Source organism: Algoriphagus sp. UBA3586 (assembly GCF_002376385.1).
Taxonomy (GTDB): domain Bacteria; phylum Bacteroidota; class Bacteroidia; order Cytophagales; family Cyclobacteriaceae; genus Algoriphagus; species Algoriphagus ornithinivorans.
In genome coordinates this window covers 150,792-167,382 of record NZ_DFMT01000031.1, presented here as the reverse complement: position 1 = coordinate 167,382, position 16,591 = coordinate 150,792, and the positions used below count along the sequence as shown (strand labels likewise).

The 16,591-nt window shown below is 40.1% G+C and carries 14 protein-coding genes; 9 read left to right on the top strand and 5 right to left on the bottom strand.

Features of this window, described 5'->3' with window-relative positions:
• Positions 1 to 7: 7 nt before the first annotated feature.
• Positions 8 to 1,654 (bottom strand): UxaA family hydrolase, encoded by a 1,647-nt coding sequence (locus tag B2906_RS10970; protein ID WP_219957957.1) that lies wholly within the window; start codon positions 1,652 to 1,654, stop codon positions 8 to 10.
• A 141-nt stretch (positions 1,655 to 1,795) separates the two neighbouring features.
• On the opposite strand from B2906_RS10970, the gene B2906_RS10965 reads away from it, so the two are divergent.
• The 3 genes from B2906_RS10965 to B2906_RS10955 are packed head-to-tail and all read left to right on the top strand — an operon-like array spanning position 1,796 to position 4,585.
• Positions 1,796 to 2,788, top strand: a complete 993-nt coding sequence (locus B2906_RS10965) for a TRAP transporter substrate-binding protein (protein WP_286939669.1) — start codon at positions 1,796 to 1,798, stop codon at positions 2,786 to 2,788.
• Positions 2,789 to 2,799: 11 nt separating this feature from the next.
• Positions 2,800 to 3,288 carry a TRAP transporter small permease gene (locus B2906_RS10960; RefSeq protein ID WP_286939667.1) on the top strand — a complete coding sequence of 163 codons (489 nt, stop codon included), beginning with the start codon at positions 2,800 to 2,802 and terminating at the stop codon, positions 3,286 to 3,288.
• Position 3,289: 1 nt separating this feature from the next.
• Positions 3,290 to 4,585 (top strand): TRAP transporter large permease, encoded by a 1,296-nt coding sequence (locus tag B2906_RS10955; RefSeq protein WP_286939666.1) that lies wholly within the window; start codon positions 3,290 to 3,292, stop codon positions 4,583 to 4,585.
• Between the two features lie 5 nt (positions 4,586 to 4,590).
• Here the strand turns inward: B2906_RS10955 and B2906_RS10950 are convergent, their stop codons facing one another.
• Positions 4,591 to 5,415, bottom strand: coding sequence for a sugar phosphate isomerase/epimerase family protein (locus B2906_RS10950; protein WP_219957960.1), 825 nt, complete (start codon positions 5,413 to 5,415; stop codon positions 4,591 to 4,593).
• Between the two features lie 128 nt (positions 5,416 to 5,543).
• Here B2906_RS10950 and B2906_RS10945 point away from each other — a divergent pair, with 128 nt between their 5' ends.
• The 3 genes from B2906_RS10945 (at position 5,544) to B2906_RS10935 (ending at position 8,421) form a co-directional block, all read left to right on the top strand.
• Positions 5,544 to 6,584, top strand: coding sequence for a 6-bladed beta-propeller (locus B2906_RS10945; protein ID WP_286939664.1), 1,041 nt, complete (start codon positions 5,544 to 5,546; stop codon positions 6,582 to 6,584).
• A gap of 38 nt (positions 6,585 to 6,622) precedes the next feature.
• Entirely contained in the window at positions 6,623 to 7,003 is a 381-nt protein-coding gene (locus B2906_RS10940) for a VOC family protein (RefSeq protein WP_091654857.1), read from the top strand.
• A gap of 122 nt (positions 7,004 to 7,125) precedes the next feature.
• Positions 7,126 to 8,421, top strand: coding sequence for a sensor histidine kinase (locus B2906_RS10935; RefSeq protein ID WP_219957962.1), 1,296 nt, complete (start codon positions 7,126 to 7,128; stop codon positions 8,419 to 8,421).
• Here B2906_RS10935 and B2906_RS10930 read toward each other — a convergent pair.
• Genes B2906_RS10930 through B2906_RS10920 form a run of 3 tightly spaced genes read right to left on the bottom strand, consistent with a single transcriptional unit; the run spans position 8,418 to position 11,087 of the window.
• Positions 8,418 to 8,978, bottom strand: a complete 561-nt coding sequence (locus B2906_RS10930) for a LutC/YkgG family protein (RefSeq protein WP_219957963.1) — start codon at positions 8,976 to 8,978, stop codon at positions 8,418 to 8,420. The two genes, B2906_RS10935 and B2906_RS10930, sit on opposite strands and share 4 nt — an antisense overlap.
• Positions 8,968 to 10,335: a lactate utilization protein B gene (locus B2906_RS10925; RefSeq protein ID WP_219957964.1), complete on the bottom strand. Its 1,368-nt coding sequence runs from the start codon at positions 10,333 to 10,335 to the stop codon at positions 8,968 to 8,970. The genes B2906_RS10930 and B2906_RS10925 overlap by 11 nt, the downstream gene beginning before the upstream one ends.
• Positions 10,332 to 11,087 carry a (Fe-S)-binding protein gene (locus B2906_RS10920; protein ID WP_219957965.1) on the bottom strand — a complete coding sequence of 252 codons (756 nt, stop codon included), beginning with the start codon at positions 11,085 to 11,087 and terminating at the stop codon, positions 10,332 to 10,334. Before B2906_RS10920 ends, B2906_RS10925 begins: the two co-directional genes overlap by 4 nt.
• A 1,206-nt stretch (positions 11,088 to 12,293) precedes the next feature.
• On the opposite strand from B2906_RS10920, the gene B2906_RS10915 reads away from it, so the two are divergent.
• The 3 genes from B2906_RS10915 (at position 12,294) to B2906_RS10905 (ending at position 16,586) form a co-directional block, all read left to right on the top strand.
• Complete coding sequence (locus B2906_RS10915) at positions 12,294 to 13,997, top strand: GMC oxidoreductase (protein ID WP_219957966.1); 1,704 nt, start codon at positions 12,294 to 12,296, stop codon at positions 13,995 to 13,997.
• 101 nt (positions 13,998 to 14,098) lie between these two features.
• Positions 14,099 to 14,965: a sugar phosphate isomerase/epimerase family protein gene (locus B2906_RS10910; protein WP_219957967.1), complete on the top strand. Its 867-nt coding sequence runs from the start codon at positions 14,099 to 14,101 to the stop codon at positions 14,963 to 14,965.
• Positions 14,966 to 15,149: 184 nt separating this feature from the next.
• Positions 15,150 to 16,586, top strand: coding sequence for a sulfatase (locus tag B2906_RS10905; RefSeq protein WP_286939661.1), 1,437 nt, complete (start codon positions 15,150 to 15,152; stop codon positions 16,584 to 16,586).
• Positions 16,587 to 16,591: the final 5 nt, after the last annotated feature.

Genomic DNA, 16,591 nt, shown 5'->3' with positions numbered 1-16,591 from the left:
AAAGAGATTAAAGAGACACCCCTCTTTTCCAAGGAATGAAATCATCCTGCTCCAGCAACATTGCTTTAGTATCCGTAATTCCACTAGCCACCTCAATAACTTTCTCTAAAATTTCTTCCCCCATCTCTTGTATGCTTTTTTCTCCGGAAATAATAAAGCCAGTATTGATGTCAATAATGTCAGGCATTCGCTTGGCAAGCTGATGATTGCTGGAAATTTTCAGCACAGGACAAATTGGATTGCCAGTGGGCGTTCCCAGTCCGGTAGTAAATAGAATCACATTGCTTCCTGCTCCTGCCAAGGCTGTAGTAGATTCTACATCATTCCCCGGAGTACATAGCAAATTAAGTCCGGGTGTACTCGCATACTCCCCGTAATCCAATACATCTGTAACAGGGGAGTTCCCCCCTTTTTTAGCAGCTCCAGCAGATTTGATTGCATCCGTAATCAATCCGTCCTTGATATTTCCCGGAGAAGGATTCATATCAAATCCAGAGCCTACAGCCTCGGCTCTGGAGGCATAGGATTTCATGAGTTGGGAAAATTTCTCCGCTTTCTTTTCATTGCTACATCTATTAATCAATTCCTGCTCTACACCGCAGAGTTCCGGAAATTCGGCAAGCATGGTTTTTCCTCCCAGCGCGACCAACAGGTCTGAAGCATAGCCCACTGCAGGATTGGCTGAAATACCGGAGAAGCCATCTGAACCCCCACACTCTAAGCCCATAGTTAGCTTGCTCAAAGGAGCAGGTTTTCTTTCAGCTTGGTTGGCTTTGACCAAGGCTTTGAAAGTTTCCTTGATGGCCTCTGTCAAGAGCTCTTGCTCAGTACCAGATTTTTGTTGCTCGAAGACCAAAACCGTCTTATCAAAAGATGGGTTTATGGCAGCTAGTTTTTGATGAAGTATATCCACTTGGGCGTTTTGGCAACCCAAACTCAATACCGTAGCACCTGCCACATTGGGATTATTAATATATCCAGCCAACAATGCACAGAGAGATTCAGAATCCTGACGGGTTCCCCCACATCCACCCTGATGAGTCAAAAATTTAATTCCATCTATGTTTTCAAACAGTTTGGGCGCCTGTTTTTCAGAATCGGAACCCGCTTGTAATCTATCCAATTCCGCTAGATTCCCTTTTTTGAAAGAATCAGCCATCGCCCTAACCAATTGCTTGTAAGGATTACTTTTGGCAAAACCCAATTCTTCAGCAAAGGCTTCTCGGATGGTTTCTACATTTCTATTTTCACAAAATACCAGAGGGATTACAAGCCAGTAATTTCTAGTCCCAACCTGACCGTCTGGACGTTGATAGCCCATGAACTGCCTCTTTTCAAAACGGCTGACATCGGGTTTTTCCCATTGATATGTTGATGAGTTGATTTTAAAATCAGCGGCTTGATGTTTGATATTTTCGGTGCTCAAAAGACCTCCTGCCGGAATAGCCTGTGTAGCTTTTCCTACCAATAGCCCATACATGATTACTTCCTGATTTTTTTCAAAAGATTGAATTGCCAATTTATGTTTGGCTGGAATATCCTCTTTGACAGTCAATTCAAAATCTCCCATAAAAACTGATTCCCCAGCTGAAAGATCTTGCAAGGCTACTAAAACATTGTCATTGGGATGGATTTGAAGGGTTTTTGGATTCATGTAGGCCTAATTCTTCTGATAGAAAACCTAATTTAAGCAATGTCAGGTTAGGAGTTTTGGATTTTACCAAAATCGATTCCGTAATTCTTTGAGTATTTGACCTTGGAAAAACTTATACTTGTTAGATAAGAAGCTGATGCTATGCTATACCCAAAAAAACCGAGCTACTTTTTCTTACTTATTTGTTTCTGTCTTTTTACTCTTTCCTGCCAAGGGCCCCAGAGTAAAAAAATCATTAAGATGGGGCATGCTTTGGTGCCATCCCATCCTGTGCATGAAGCGATGCTTTTTTTAGCTCAGCGGCTGGAGGAAAAATCCAATGGTCAAATTATCGTCAAAGTATACCCTAATCAGCAATTGGGTACCGAACGGGAATTGGTCGAGCTTTTGCAAATAGGAAGTCTTGGGATGACCAAAGTTTCTTCAGCTGCTTTAGAAGGATTTGCTCCTACCATGAAAGTTTTGGGGATGCCTTACCTTTTTAGAGATGATGAGCATCTGAATAAAGTGTTGAAAGGAGAAATCGGAAAGCAATTACTACAAGATCCGGAGGAGTTTTGGCTTCGGGGACTTTGCTATTATGATGCAGGGAAAAGAAGTTTTTATACCAAAGAAAAGCCAGTAGAAAGTCCTGAAGACCTGAGCGGGCTAAAGGTTCGAGTAATGGAAAGCGCAGTTGCTTCTAATATGGTGAGAAGTATGGGAGGCTCACCTACTCCTGTAGCTTATGGCGAATTATACACGGCTTTGCAGCAGGGCATCGTGGATGGGGCTGAAAATAATCCGCCTAGTTTGTACACATCCAAGCATTACGAGGTCTGTAAGTACTACAGCATAGATGAGCATACTGCCTTGCCAGATGTAGTCATTGTCAGTACCAAGGTTTGGAATAGTTTGAGTGAGCAAGAGCAGCAATGGCTTCAAGAAGCTGCGGATGAGTCGGCAGAACTCCAATATAAAATATGGGCAGAAGCCACCGAGGAGTCTTTGAATGAATTGAAAAAAGCGGGTGTTCAGATTTCCTATCCGGATAAAGGGCCCTTTAGGGAGGCTGTTTCCTCTATGTACGAAGACTTGAAAGTTCAGTCTCCGGAGATTTACCAGTTGGTTCAGGCAATTCGAGCAATTCAATAAACCCAAAATTGATGTTCATAACTTCTGTAAAAAATAATATAGACCGATTTGTAGCCATTATCTTGGTTATTCTGATGGCCTTGATGGTTATTAATGTTTCATGGCAGGTAGCATCTCGCTATATTTTTCAAAATCCAAGTGCCTTTACGGATGAACTAGCCAGATATATGTTGATTTGGGTGGGGATGCTTGGGGCAGCTTATGTGGCTGGAAAAGATGAGCATTTGGCGATTGATTTGATTCAGGCAAAACTGAGTTTCAAGAATCAACTTAAAGTAAAAATAATCATCCATGTATGCGTCATGATTTTTGCAATAGTAGCAATGGTGATCGGAGGGACCAATTTGGTTTACATTACCTTTATTTTGGATCAGACCTCTGCTGCCTTGGAAATACCCTTGGCCTACGTTTACATCATTATTCCAATTAGCGGTCTTTTGGTAATTTTTTATCAAGCGGAAAGCATCATGAAGTTGTCATCAAATCTTAAAACCGACTAATATGGAAACTTTAAGCATTTTAGTATTGGTGATTTCTTTTCTGGTCTTTTTAGGTTTAGGTGTACCTGTTGCTTGGAGCTTGGGATTATCCAGTTTGCTGACTTTGATGGTGACCGTGGCAACGGTTCCTGCCTGGACTACCATTGCCCAGAGGATGGGTACTGGACTAGATAGTTTTTCCCTTTTAGCTATTCCCTTTTTCATTTTGGCAGGGGAGTTAATGAATCGAGGAGGTATTGCCAATCGACTGATTGAGTTTGCCAAAGCACTGACTGGGCGACTACCGGGAGGATTACTTCATGTGAATGTCATAGCAGCTATGCTGATGGGCGCAATCGCGGGTTCAGCAGTAGCTGCAGCATCTTCTATGGGTGGAATTTTAGGAAAAAGAATGGAAAAGGAGGGATATCCTAAAGAGCTTGGGGCAGCTGTAAACATCACCTCTTCCACAACAGGCTTGATTATACCCCCATCCAATGTTTTGATTGTTTATTCTTTGGCTTCAGGAGGAGTTTCTGTGGCTGCGCTTTTTGTGGCCGGATACTTACCAGGTTTACTGGTAGGACTTTTATTGATGATCACCGCAGCAGTCATGGTGAAAATCAAAAAACTTCCCTCTGGGGAAAGATCCAGTATGGGCTTATTATTCAAGACATTCTGGAGAGCTATTCCAAGTCTATTCTTATTAATTGTAGTAATAGGCGGAATCATAGCTGGAGTATTTACTGCCACCGAAGCATCTGCCATTGCAGTTTTATACGCTCTGGGACTTTCCTTGATATACAGGGAGTTGAAGGTAAATGAGTTGCCTTCTGTTTTGCTAAAGTCAGCCGAAACTACTGCCGTTGTAATGCTATTGATCGCAACTTCTATGGCCATGTCTTGGGTAATGTCTGCGGAAGAAATCCCTCAAAGTATCTCGAATTCGCTCCTTTCTTTAAGCGATAATATCTTCGTGATTTTGATTATGATTAATCTGATCTTACTGTTTGTGGGTGTTTTTATGGACATGACTCCGGCTGTATTGATCTTTACTCCGATATTCTTGCCGGTTGTCACTGCATTGGGAGTAGATCCTGTTCATTTTGGGATTATGATGGTTTTGAATCTTTGCATAGGATTATGCACTCCTCCCGTAGGTTCCATATTATTCATAGGAGTAGGGGTTGCCCAAACGAGCATACAAAAAGTGCTAAAGCCCTTACTGCCTTTCTTTTTTGCAATGATTTTGGCCTTGATTCTGATTATGCTGTTTCCTGAGATTTCCTTGTGGTTACCAAGATTTTTCGGAGTATAAACAAATTATTTTTCGAGTTGCTTCTTGATAAATGCTACAGATTGAGGAATTTGTTCTACCGATCTGCTACTTTCATCTTCAATGACCAAATACTTTGTGCCTTGCTTTTTTGCTTCTTTGATGATGCCTGCAATGTCAATATCTCCAGTGCCTAAAACAACATTGGTTTCCACGTCACCATGTCCGTCCATAGATCCCGGTGTGCCTATTTTTCTATCTTTCAGGTGAAGCATAGGGAATTTCCCTTTATATTTTTTCATGATTTTCACCGGATCTCCACCACCCATTTTTACCCAAAAGACATCCATGTTAAAAGCGAAGTTTTCGGCATTTTTCCACATATAATCCATGACCACTCCATTCCCAGCTTTGGCGAATTCATAGCCATGTGGATGGTATAAAAAAGTAAGTCCATGCTCTTTGAGCTCAGCTCCTACCTGATTAAATAAAGCTGTAGCCAGTTTGATTTCATCCAAAGAAATAGGACCTTCTTCATGAGGAATCCAGTAGCAGGTGACATATTTAGCCCCATAAAGTTTGGCTTGTGCAATGATGGGGTTTAGATCTCTGGCCAGTTGATTGAAATCAGCTCCAACTCCCACTATTTCCAGCTCATTTTCTTCTAAAAGTTTCAAGTATTCAAATTCTGACATCTCATGCCTACCCAAGCCCTCTAAAGCATAGACTCCCCAATCAGCCACCATTTGATGGTATTTTTCAGGGTCTTGTGGAATTTGATTTCTGAGGGAATAGAGCTGTAATGCGATTTCCTGTGCGTTCATTTGAAATGAAAAAAAAGCGAGAATAAAACTTAAAATGAGCCTTTTCATGGTTTGATCATGTTTGGGATATCTAAATTTATTTAATTTTTCGGCGCCAAACTATTGAAAATCTGATTCTCTGAATGTTGATTTTTCATCTTCCCTGCATTTTCCTAACTTGAAGTAAATCAGCACCTATGAATTCCAGAAGAAGATTTATCCAAAATTCCTCCTTGATCACTTTAGCTATGAGCCTTAAACCTGACTTTTCTTTATTTGCAGCACAAGATCAAATTTTAGGTCATGGAAATTTCACCTACAAAGTAGATATGAAATGGGGTAATTTAGACCCCACTAAAGTTCCCGTGGTCAACTGTCATGAAATGGTCATGGACAGAAAAGGCAGGATGATTCTTTTGACTGATGAGCCTAAAAATAATGTGATCATTTATGATCAAACTGGAAAACTGCTGGATACTTGGACTTTGGGTTTGAATGCAGCCCATGGATTGACTTTGGTAGATGAGGGGGATGCCGAATATTTATGGATAGTTGATAATGGAGGCAGAGTTGTAAAAACTACTCTGAGTGGTGTGGTGGTTTCAGAAATCCCTATGCCCGCTAAAGAGGGTATTTATGATGAAAAAATGCGGTGGACTCCAACTGAGACTGCGGTCGCTCCCAATGGAGATTTATACATTGCTGATGGCTATGGTTCCCAATATTTATTACAATATGATAAGTCAGGAAATTTTATTCGAAAATTTGGAGGAGATGGACACGGTGATGCTCAGTTTAAAACTGCTCATGGGATAGCGGTAGATCAGCGTGGAGGCAAGGAACCTTCTCTGATCTGTACCTCAAGAGGGCATAATTCCTTTAAGAAATTCACGATGGACGGGGAGTATTTGGAAACCATCTTTTTACCAGGCGCATATGTATGTCGGCCTGTAATTCATGGCGAAAATCTGTATGCGGGTGTCTGTTGGTCAAGACTTAAATATTTGGAGCAAATGGACAATTCAGGGTTTGTGACTATTCTGGATAAGGAAAACCAAGTTGTTTCTAATCCTGGAGGAACAGCTCCCGAATACCGGGACGGCAAGCTTCAGTTGATGGTTCAATCAGATCCTGTATTTAAGCATTGTCACGATGTGTGTATTGACCAGGATGAAAATATCTATGTATGTCAATGGAATGCAGGAAAGACCTATCCCATTAAGCTTACTAGAGTATAAAAAGCCTATCATCAATTTATACATAAAACCCTAAAGCTATGAAATCTGTCACTGTAGGATGGTTTGAGATTCCAGTAAAAGATATGGATCGCGCCATCAAATTTTATGAGTCTGTATTTGACTGCAAGCTAAACAAGCAAGTCATGGGCGATTTTCAAATGGCCTGGTTTCCTTGGGACGAAACGGGAAAAGGAGCAGGAGGAAGCTTAGTATACCATGAGCAATTTTATGAGACAAGTGGCCATGCAGGGGCTTTGATCTATTTTTCTTCAGCGGATTGCCAAGTTGAACTGGGTAAAGTGGAGGCAGCAGGAGGGAAAGTACAAATCGATAAACGAATGATTTCGGAGGATGTTGGCTATATGGGAGTATTTTTAGATACAGAAGGAAATAGGGTTGCGATTCATTCAAGAGCGTAATTAAACTTTTTCCTTCATTATCAATTTTTAGTATTTTAAATACAGGATATTGTACGGTATTGTGAATTGTTTTTTTATTTTTAGTTTTATTTGCTTTTTAATGCTGTCGACGAGATTTTGATATGAGTGTGTTAGAGTACTTGGATAAATCTGGAAATCTAGAAGAACTCCAAAATAAAATAGCTTTAGTTTTTGCTGCTTTTGCCGGCACACTAATGATTTTTTTGGGCATTTCTGATTATTTTATTGGACTGAGTGCCTTTATAATTGGTCTCAAATTAACCTTAGCGATCCCCTTCTTTATTGGCTATTGGTATATGAAGAAGTTTGGGAAGTACCAGCTAATCCTAAACATGATGATTGGGGCAGGAGTAATGGTGATCATATTCAATTATTTTGAAAATGACGGATTCGACGGCCCTACGCTTTATACCTTTTTTATTTTTATTGTTGCCATAGCAATATTGATAAAAGGAGCTTGGAAGGCCATTTGGTTATTTTTAGTCACGCTCACATTTAGTCTGTTGTTTTATTTGGAGGTTTATGGATTCTATTCTGTTCCTCGGATATATACAAGTTTGGAAAACAGATTTTGGGATCATTGGATCACTTTAATTTGGTGTGGGCTATTCGTATATGCTGGTGTAATGGTATTTATCAAGAATTATCAGAGACAGAATTTTTTCTTAAATCAACTGAGGAAAGAGAATGAAATAAATCTTGAAAAGCTATCGGATGTCAACCAGAAAAAAAATCAATTGATCGCTCTTTTGTCTCATGATTTGAAAAATCCCATTGCAACCCTGAGTTCGACCATGGAAATGGTTGACCGGGGAGAGTTTGATGATGACGATATGAAGCAAATTTTTTCAGAGCTAAAAAATCAAAGCTTTCATCTAAACAAGGTTCTAAATAATACCTTATCATGGGTTATGACTGAATTAGATGATCGTACTTTTGAACTTAAAAAATTGGATCCCAAGGATTTGATGAAAGAAATCAGAGATACTATGCTGATCCAAGCAGAAAGAAAGAATCAGCGTATATCTCTTAAGATAGATGGCGAAACTGAGGAAATTGATTTAGAAGAAAACGAGATTAAAATCATTCTAAAAAATCTTTTAGACAATGCACTGAAATTTTCCCAATCCGATTCTACCATAGAACTTTCCTTGAAAGTGGCTCCAAACATGTTGAGATGGGAGGTTCAAAATGAAGGCCCGGTTATTCCAGAAAACCTTCGTGATGAACTTTTCGAATTCAAGGTAAAAACCTCGTATGGAACCAATCGCGAAAAAGGAACTGGTTTAGGTCTTCCATTGTGTAAAAAAATTGCTGACAAGCTGGAAATGAAGCTAGGATTTGAAGCAGATGGAGCTTCCAGAAATATCTTTTTTCTGGAAAGGAATTTGGTCTAAACTAATACAACCCTCAGGCTTTTCGCACCGTGAGCTCCTATTACGAGTGATTGTTCTATATCCGCTGTTTTCGAAGGTCCTGCTATAAATAAACCAAAGCTATAGCTTTGACTTGAGGTTTTAATGTAGGCCTGATGCATGGTAGATACAATTTCATTTTTGGGAAGCACTATTACCAAATGCTCTGTAATAAATGGAATGGCTCGAAATGGAACTTGTTCATTGGTGATCCAGATTGCGCCATTTTCTCCTACGCCAAATTGACCGTCTATTATTGCAACTTGAAGTTGGTCTAGCTCGTGAGCATCTTCAATCTTAGCATAAGAAGTATTTAGGTTAATGAGTTGAGAGAAATTTAGGATTTTCTGAAAACCGGTTTCAGAAATCCACGACATGAGTTTTTCCTCAGGAATAATCTCCCCTTTATTTGCCTCAATTGATGCTTTAAATTCCTCTTCAGTGTTTAAGGGATTTTTAAATTCAGGAATTGTGGGAAGTTCGGTTTGGTCCAGCCTGAGTTTCTTAATTTTTTCGAGAATTTCTTGTCTACTGCTCATTCTTCCTGTGATTTAAATACCAATTTCTGAAAGACTCCTGAGGAGTTTCTGGTAGCTTTCTTCCTTTTCCCCAAACATTCCAAGGATTGTATATCAAAGAGTCGGGCAAATTTTTAATGAGTTTACGCATCAAAATTCCTGAGATCCTGTAGGCTAGCGGGCTTTTAAAAATCCCACTGGCTAATTTCATGCTTAAGCTTTCCGCATGATTTGGATTGGCCTTGGTGATTTCTTGCCTCCATTCATAAAGTTGTTCGTGGATATTGATTTTTACTGGGCAAACATCCGTACAGCTACCACAAAGAGTTGAGGCAAAAGGAAGAGAGCTGTATTTTTTCAAATCCAATCCTGGAGAAAGTATGGAACCTATTGGACCTGGAACAGTACTTTGATAGCTAAAACCCCCGCTTCTTCTGTAAATGGGGCAGGTGTTCATACAAGCACCGCAACGAATGCATTTGAGGGAGTTTCTGAATTTCTCTCTCCCCAATTGTTCTGTTCTTCCATTGTCCACCAAGATTAAATGAATTTGCTTCCCCTTTTCTGGGCCTCTGAAGTGAGATGTATAATTGGTGATAGCTTGTCCTGTGGCAGAACGAGCCAGTAACCTCAAAAAAACTCCCAAATCATTTCTCCTGGGAATTAATTTTTCAATACCCATGCAGGCAATGTGAACGTCTGCCAAATGGACGCCCATATCTGCATTTCCTTCGTTGGTGCATACGACAAATTCACCTGTTTCTGCTATCCCAAAATTGACTCCGGTGATAGCAACTTTGGCCTTTAGAAATTTCTCTCTTAAATGAGTTCTTGCCGCTTGAGTTAAGTAATAAGGGTCTTCGTTTCCCTTTTCAGTTTGGAGTTTTTGGTGGAAGAGTTCGGAAATATCTCTTTTCTTTAAATGGATGGCCGGCAATACAATATGACTGGGTGGCTGATGGAGAAACTGCACAATCCTTTCCCCTAGATCGGTGTCAATTACCTCAATCCCATTTTTCTCCAGAAAAGGGTTGAGATGGCACTCCTCAGTGAGAATAGATTTGCTCTTTACCACCTGAGCGCAAGACTGCTTTTTTAAAATATCTAAGACGATTTGATTATGCTCTTGGGCATCTTTTGCCCAATGAACTTGAATTCCATTTTTCGTGGCATTGGCTTCAAATTCCAGAAGAAGATGGTCCAAATTCGAAAGCACATGTTCTTTGATAGAAGAAGCTATTGTTCTGAGGTTTTCCCATTCCGGAACTTTTTGACTGGCTAGATCTCTTTTTTCTCGAATCATCCAGAGAGTTTCATCATGCCATTTGGCATGTTCCGCGTTTCTGAGGAAATCGGTTGATGCTTTTGAATGGCTCATGAGATGATTTGATTGATGATTTCAGCTAAATGCATAATAGGAAGGGTGCTTTGTTTTTTATCAGCCAACCCTTTTAAATGCATCAAGCAGGACATGTCAGTTGCCGTGAGAATTTCAGTGCCTGCTTCATAATGGTCAGTCAAGCGGTCTGTACCCATGGAAAGGGAAATTGCTTCTTCTTTTACAGAAAAGGTTCCCCCAAAGCCACAGCATTCATCATTTCTTTGAAGTTGGGACCACTCTAGCCCTTCCACTTTTCCAAAGAGGCTTTTCACTTTATCGAAGGGTGCTGTATTGACCTCACTGGATTTCGAGAGCCTCAAACCTCTTAAAGCATGACAGGATGCATGGTAGCCAACTTTATGTCTGAAGGTACCTTGGAGCTCTACTTTGAGAATATCAAGAAGAAACTCTGTCAGTTCAAAAATTTTTGAATTGAGTGAAGGTTGAAGTTCTGGAGCATTCAATATTTTGGAGTATCTCTCCTTGATATGGTGAACACAGCTTCCGGTGGGAGCAACTACATAGTCGAACTGAAGAAATGAGTTAAGAAATTGCTGACAAGATTCTTTGGTTTCTCTTTCATAGCCCGAATTCGCTAACGGCTGTCCACAACAAGTTTGATCTAAAGGGTAGGAAACGTTACAGTTTAGCTTTTCTAATATTTCCAGCGTTGCTATTCCTACCTGAGGATAAAATTGGTCAACATAGCAAGGAATAAAAAGTCCTACATGTGGTCGAGATTGCTCCATAATGAAAGTTAAACTTCCCAATTTAAAATCACTAATAAGAGAGGATTTTGTTCTATTGTCGGTCCAAATTGACTGTGAGTTGTTCAGTTTTTTTAAGCGAAGTAGGATGGAAATAATTTTGGTTTCAAGCAGTTTTCCTGATGAGTAGAATAAGATTTTGTGTTAGAGATCCCGGAATAGGATAAAATCCGCATAGATGTGTATAAGTGTCAATTTTATGTTGATAAACTACTGATTCCCCTTAATAAATATGGGGATAAATTGTGGGAAAATAATCGAATAAAAAGTAGGAATTCCCCTGATTTTCAGCCAATTTTATTAAACCAAGTAAGAGATAAATAATCGGGGATACGACCCCGGATTCTAGTTTGAAATTTTGAGATCGGGCGCGAAGGGGCAATCACCAACGGGTGAAAGTCTGAGACGGAAAAACCGCAGAAGTGCCAAAAACGATATGTTGAAGTCTACGAAGTCTCTGAACTTTAAGACTAACCATTGCATGAAGGATCGAACGCGCAAGTGATCGGTTGAAAGAGGCAACTCCAGAAATGTAAACTTGGTGAATCAGCAAGCTGAGTTCTTCGGAATGAAGCAGTCGTGCACAAAGGAATAATTGCTTAAATGCAGTTGTTTGCAACGGAAAACCGCAGAAGTGCAAAAACAGATCGGCCCAGGATGAAGAGCCTCAATAGTTCTTCGAAGCTTTTGGCATGAATGGTATTTCCTTCACGGGAGATTCTGAGACAGGTTACTGCAGAAGTGCATTACAGAAGTATTCAAATGGGACAAATCTTTTCGAAGATGATTCAATCTTAGAATTTTGAACCGGGCAACTGGTGATAGTTAGTAACTGTAGCTTGGCATAGTTCAGGAATTACGATTTCTGAGTTATGAAACGGGAGGTAATTGAAAAATTGCTTCCCGTTTTTGTTTTTAATCCTCTTGAGAGTCCTATTTATTTGCTTCCATTTTTTCAAAAATTCTAGTAACATGCTTGAAGGGAGCATTGAGTTTCCATTAATGCAAGCTTTTGGCTTAGGTCTCCCGTTCTATTTATCAAAGGAAATTTGGCTTGCCAATCTAGGAGAGATAATCTTCTTTCTTTTTATTTTATTTAAAGCAATTTCCTACCTTTTATATGCTATTGTCTGGTAGATTTCAGTACTAATTGGTTTTTTCAACCAAATATTATCCAACCCAATTAACATGTCAAACCTAAACCTAAAAGCCAAGCAACAAAACTCCTATGATGCAATCGTAATCGGTTCTGGAGCTAGTGGAGGATGGGCTGCCAAAGAACTCTGTGAGAAAGGACTCAAAACCCTAGTGCTAGAGCGTGGAAGAATGGTTCGCCATATAGAAGATTATCCTACAGCCTCCAAGGCTCCTTGGGAATTTGAGTTTAGAGGAACTGTTCCCATAGAAAAAAGATCTGGAGTAGGTGCTGCCCGCTGGGGAAGGGAAGAGACCATGCATTGGGCTTTGGCTGAGGATGAACAGCCTTATATAGAGGAGAAGCCCTTTCGTTGGTTTAGAGGATATCATGTAGGTGGTAAGTCTCTGCTTTGGGCGAGAGGAACTCAGAGATGGTCCGATTATGATTTGGAAGGGCCGGCTAGAGATGGTTATGCAGTGGATTGGCCTATTAGATATCAAGATTTAGAGCCATGGTATAGCTATGTAGAGAAGTTTGTTGGTTTTGCAGGTAGCCGTGATGGCTTACCGGAATTGCCAGATCAAATTGTACAACCCGGGTTTGAATTGAGTTGCATAGAGAAATATTATGCTGAGCAATTAAAAAGCATGTATGGCAATAGACATCTTATTCAGGGAAGATGTGCCCATTTGACCGACCCTCAAGAAATCCATAAACAACAAGGAAGAAATAAATGCCAGCATCAAAATATGTGTAATCGAGGCTGTGTTTATGGAGGATATTTTTCCGCAAATGCGTCCACCTTACCTTGGGCTGAAAAAACAGGAAACCTGACCGTTCGCCCGGATGCAGTGGTAGAATCAATTCTTTACGATGAGGAGAAAGGCAGAGCTATCGGTGTAAGGATAATTGATAGAAACACGAAGGAGGCTATGGAATTTTATTCCAAGATCATTTTTGTCAATGCTTCCACAATTAACTCCAATGCTATTCTGTTGAATTCTAAATCCAGCCGTTTCCCGAATGGATTAGGGAATGATAATGGGTTGATGGGTAAATTTATGGCCTGTCATAATTATAGAGGGAAGGGTTTTGCAACTTTTGAAGGCTTTCAAGATAAAGCTACAGAAGGTAGACATCCTGGACACGCTTATGTTCCCAGGTTTAGAAATGTCTTCAAGCAGGATACTGACTTTTTAAGAGGCTATGCTATCGGAATGGCTGGTGGCAGAGGTATGACTTCCGATACAGATGTGATCGGTCATCAGTTGCGGGATAATTTATTGAATCAAGAGCATGGACCTTGGACCATGTCAGCTTGGATGCAAGGGGAAATGGTTCCGGTTGAAAGCAATCATATGCGCTTAAGCGATACCGAAACCGATAAGTATGGAATTCCTAAAATTATCATGTCCGTGGAGTGGACCGAAAATGATGATAAAATGACACAGGATTTCTTAGAACAGCAAACAGAGATGTTTGAGCGTATGGGCTTTACCAATATTGCTGTTTCTGACTCCCAAGCGCCTCCAGGATCAGATATCCACGAAATGGGAGGAGTTAGAATGGGGAAAGATCCTAAGACCTCCTTACTGAACAAACATAATCAGTTGCATGCCTGCCCAAATGTCTTTGTGACAGATGGTGCCTGCATGACCAGCACCAGTACTCAGAACCCTACATTGATGTTTATGACTTTAACTGCCAGAGCAGCTAACCATGCTGTGGATGAGTTGAAAAAAATGAATTTGTAATCTGTAGAAAATTCAATTCTTGAATTGAGCATAGAATCATTTCACGATTGAGTATTGGCTGTGAAAGTCTCAAAATAACCCAAAATCTCAACCTAAGTCCTATGAAAAATATTATAAGCTTGTTATTCCTTGCTTTGGCTTGGAATCTAATTCCAACGAAGGCATCTGCTCAAAAGAAAGGTGATCCTATGCTTCAAGTTCCCTTGGGTATAGCTTCTTATACTTTTAGGAACCAATGGAAAAACGGTGTGCCCGAGACTTTGGATATCATTCAGAGTATGGGTTTCAAAGAATATGAAGGCGGAGCTCCTCAAGGAGTCGATCCTGCAGATTTCAAAAAAATGTTGGCCGATAGAGGAATTAGCATTCCTTCTACCGGAACTGGCTTCGAAGCTTTGGAGTCAGATCCTCAAGCTGTCGCGGACAAGGCAAAGGAACTGGGAGCTAAGTATGTGATGTGTGCATGGATTCCCCATAAAAGAGGAGCTTTTTCCAAAGAAGATGCTGATAGAGCTATCAAAGTTTTTAATGAGGGAGGAAAAGTGCTTAAAGAGAATGGGATCACATTTAAATATCATGTGCATGGCTATGAATTTCAGCCTTATGGAAAAGGAACTCTTTTCGATTATTTGGTTGAAAATACTAATCCAGCATATGTCTCTCTTCAAATGGATGTGATGTGGACGCATTTCGGTGGAGGAGATCCTGTTGCTCTTTTGAAAAAATACGGAGACCGATGGGTTTCTCTGCACTTAAAAGACTTTCGAAAAGGAGCTCCGAAAGATATGACCGGCTTAACTGGCCATGAAAATGATGTCCCTTTAGGTACTGGTGAGTTGGATATCCCCGGTATTTTAAGAGAATCCAATAAGATTGGGATCAAGCACATGTTCATCGAGGACGAGAGCGAAAAAGAACTTCAAAACCTGCCAAAAAGTATTCAGTATTTGAGAGGACTCAGGTATTGATTTGGTGCAGAGGGCAGGTGGAACTAGTTTGGCCCACCTGCGTATCCCCTGACTTTGAGTGTAATTAACCGAATTAAGCAATTAAAGCTTTGTTCGTTTTTACGCTACTTAAACCAAAAGGTTAGGGAATTTCTATGAATTGATTTTATAAGTATGATAAATGGAAAAACGGTATTTTAATTGTATGGATGGTAAAGGATTTTGGGCTTTTGTCTTCCTTAATTTTTTGATTTCATGCACTAAACCTGAGGAAAAGCCACTCAATATTATTTTAATCCATGTAGATGATTTAGGCTGGGCAGATATTCAGCCATTTGGTTCTGACTTTTATGAAACACCCAATTTAAATCGACTTGCTCAGGAGGGGACTCTATTTACCAATTCCTATGCAGCAGCTGCGATTTGTTCACCCACCAGAGCAGCACTTTTGACAGGAAAATATCCAGCAAGATTAGGGATTACAGATTGGATTCGGGCAAAATTCCAAGGCTATTCTACATCCGGTGAACTTGGAGAATATGAAGAGTTTGAAGCAAGGCCTTTGAAAACCCCCAAGATTCAGGGATATCTCCCACTAGAGGAGGAGACTATAGCTGAACGGATGAAAAAACTAGGATATCAAACATTACACTTGGGAAAGTGGCATCTTGGAGAAGAGGGTTTCCATCCCGAAGATCAGGGATTTGATGTGAATATAGGAGGTAATGATTTAGGGCAGCCACCAAGTTATTTTGATCCTTATCAAGCTGCGCAGCCGAGAGAGTTTTATGAAATGAAAAATCTACCTCCTCGAGAAAAAGGGGAGTTTTTGACGGACCGGGAAAGCGATGAATTGGTCCAATTTATTGAAAATAAGGAAGGCCCTTTCTTTGTGCATTGGGCTCCTTATGCAGTTCATACACCCATCATGGGGCCTCCCGAATTGGTGTCTAAGTATGAAGAAAAAGAAAAGGGAGTTCAAAATAATCCAGAGTATGCAGCCTTGATCGAAAATCTCGATTTCAATATCGGGAAGTTGATGGAGTACTTAAACGAGAAAGGACTGAGAGAAAATACGCTATTGATTTTTACCTCGGACAATGGAGGTTTGATAGGAAATCCGGATAAGCCAATTACCGTAAATCTGGGCCTTAGGTCTCAAAAAGGCTTTCCTTACGAAGGAGGCATACGAGTTCCGACCATAGTCAGTCTTCCGGGAATTATCCCTCAGGGAAAGGAAATTGAAGCCCCGATCATAACGATGGACTGGATTCCAACTATTTTGGATTTTCTTAATCAAAATAAAATTGATTCAGAATTGGAAGGAAAGAGTTTAAAGAGTCTTCTTATTGGTGAGGAAGACCTAGAAGAAAGAGATTTGTTTTGGCATTTTCCTCATTATCGGGAGACTACTGTCATTCCTTATTCCATAATTCGCTCCGGAGATTGGAAACTGATCCATTATTATGAGCCCGGGATGGATGAGTTATATAATTTGACTAATGATCGAGAGGAAAAAAATAATCTTTTCAATGAAGAGTCGGAAATAGCAAAAGAACTTCAGGCAAAGCTTGATCAATGGTTAATTGATACGAAGGCAAGAATGCCTATTGAAAAGAAAAATGAATCAGAAGAAATTTAATCTGT

Coding starts and splice junctions, on each gene's coding strand:
- B2906_RS10905 (WP_286939661.1), top strand. CDS start 15,150: ATGGATGGTAAAGGATTTTGGGCTTTTGTCTTCCTTAATTTTTTGATT.
- B2906_RS10915 (WP_219957966.1), top strand. CDS start 12,294: ATGTCAAACCTAAACCTAAAAGCCAAGCAACAAAACTCCTATGATGCA.
- B2906_RS10945 (WP_286939664.1), top strand. CDS start 5,544: ATGAATTCCAGAAGAAGATTTATCCAAAATTCCTCCTTGATCACTTTA.
- B2906_RS10910 (WP_219957967.1), top strand. CDS start 14,099: ATGAAAAATATTATAAGCTTGTTATTCCTTGCTTTGGCTTGGAATCTA.
- B2906_RS10960 (WP_286939667.1), top strand. CDS start 2,800: ATGTTCATAACTTCTGTAAAAAATAATATAGACCGATTTGTAGCCATT.
- B2906_RS10965 (WP_286939669.1), top strand. CDS start 1,796: ATGCTATACCCAAAAAAACCGAGCTACTTTTTCTTACTTATTTGTTTC.
- B2906_RS10950 (WP_219957960.1), bottom strand. CDS start 5,415: ATGAAAAGGCTCATTTTAAGTTTTATTCTCGCTTTTTTTTCATTTCAA.
- B2906_RS10925 (WP_219957964.1), bottom strand. CDS start 10,335: ATGAGCCATTCAAAAGCATCAACCGATTTCCTCAGAAACGCGGAACAT.
- B2906_RS10920 (WP_219957965.1), bottom strand. CDS start 11,087: ATGGAGCAATCTCGACCACATGTAGGACTTTTTATTCCTTGCTATGTT.
- B2906_RS10970 (WP_219957957.1), bottom strand. CDS start 1,654: ATGAATCCAAAAACCCTTCAAATCCATCCCAATGACAATGTTTTAGTA.
- B2906_RS10935 (WP_219957962.1), top strand. CDS start 7,126: ATGAGTGTGTTAGAGTACTTGGATAAATCTGGAAATCTAGAAGAACTC.
- B2906_RS10930 (WP_219957963.1), bottom strand. CDS start 8,978: ATGAGCAGTAGACAAGAAATTCTCGAAAAAATTAAGAAACTCAGGCTG.
- B2906_RS10955 (WP_286939666.1), top strand. CDS start 3,290: ATGGAAACTTTAAGCATTTTAGTATTGGTGATTTCTTTTCTGGTCTTT.
- B2906_RS10940 (WP_091654857.1), top strand. CDS start 6,623: ATGAAATCTGTCACTGTAGGATGGTTTGAGATTCCAGTAAAAGATATG.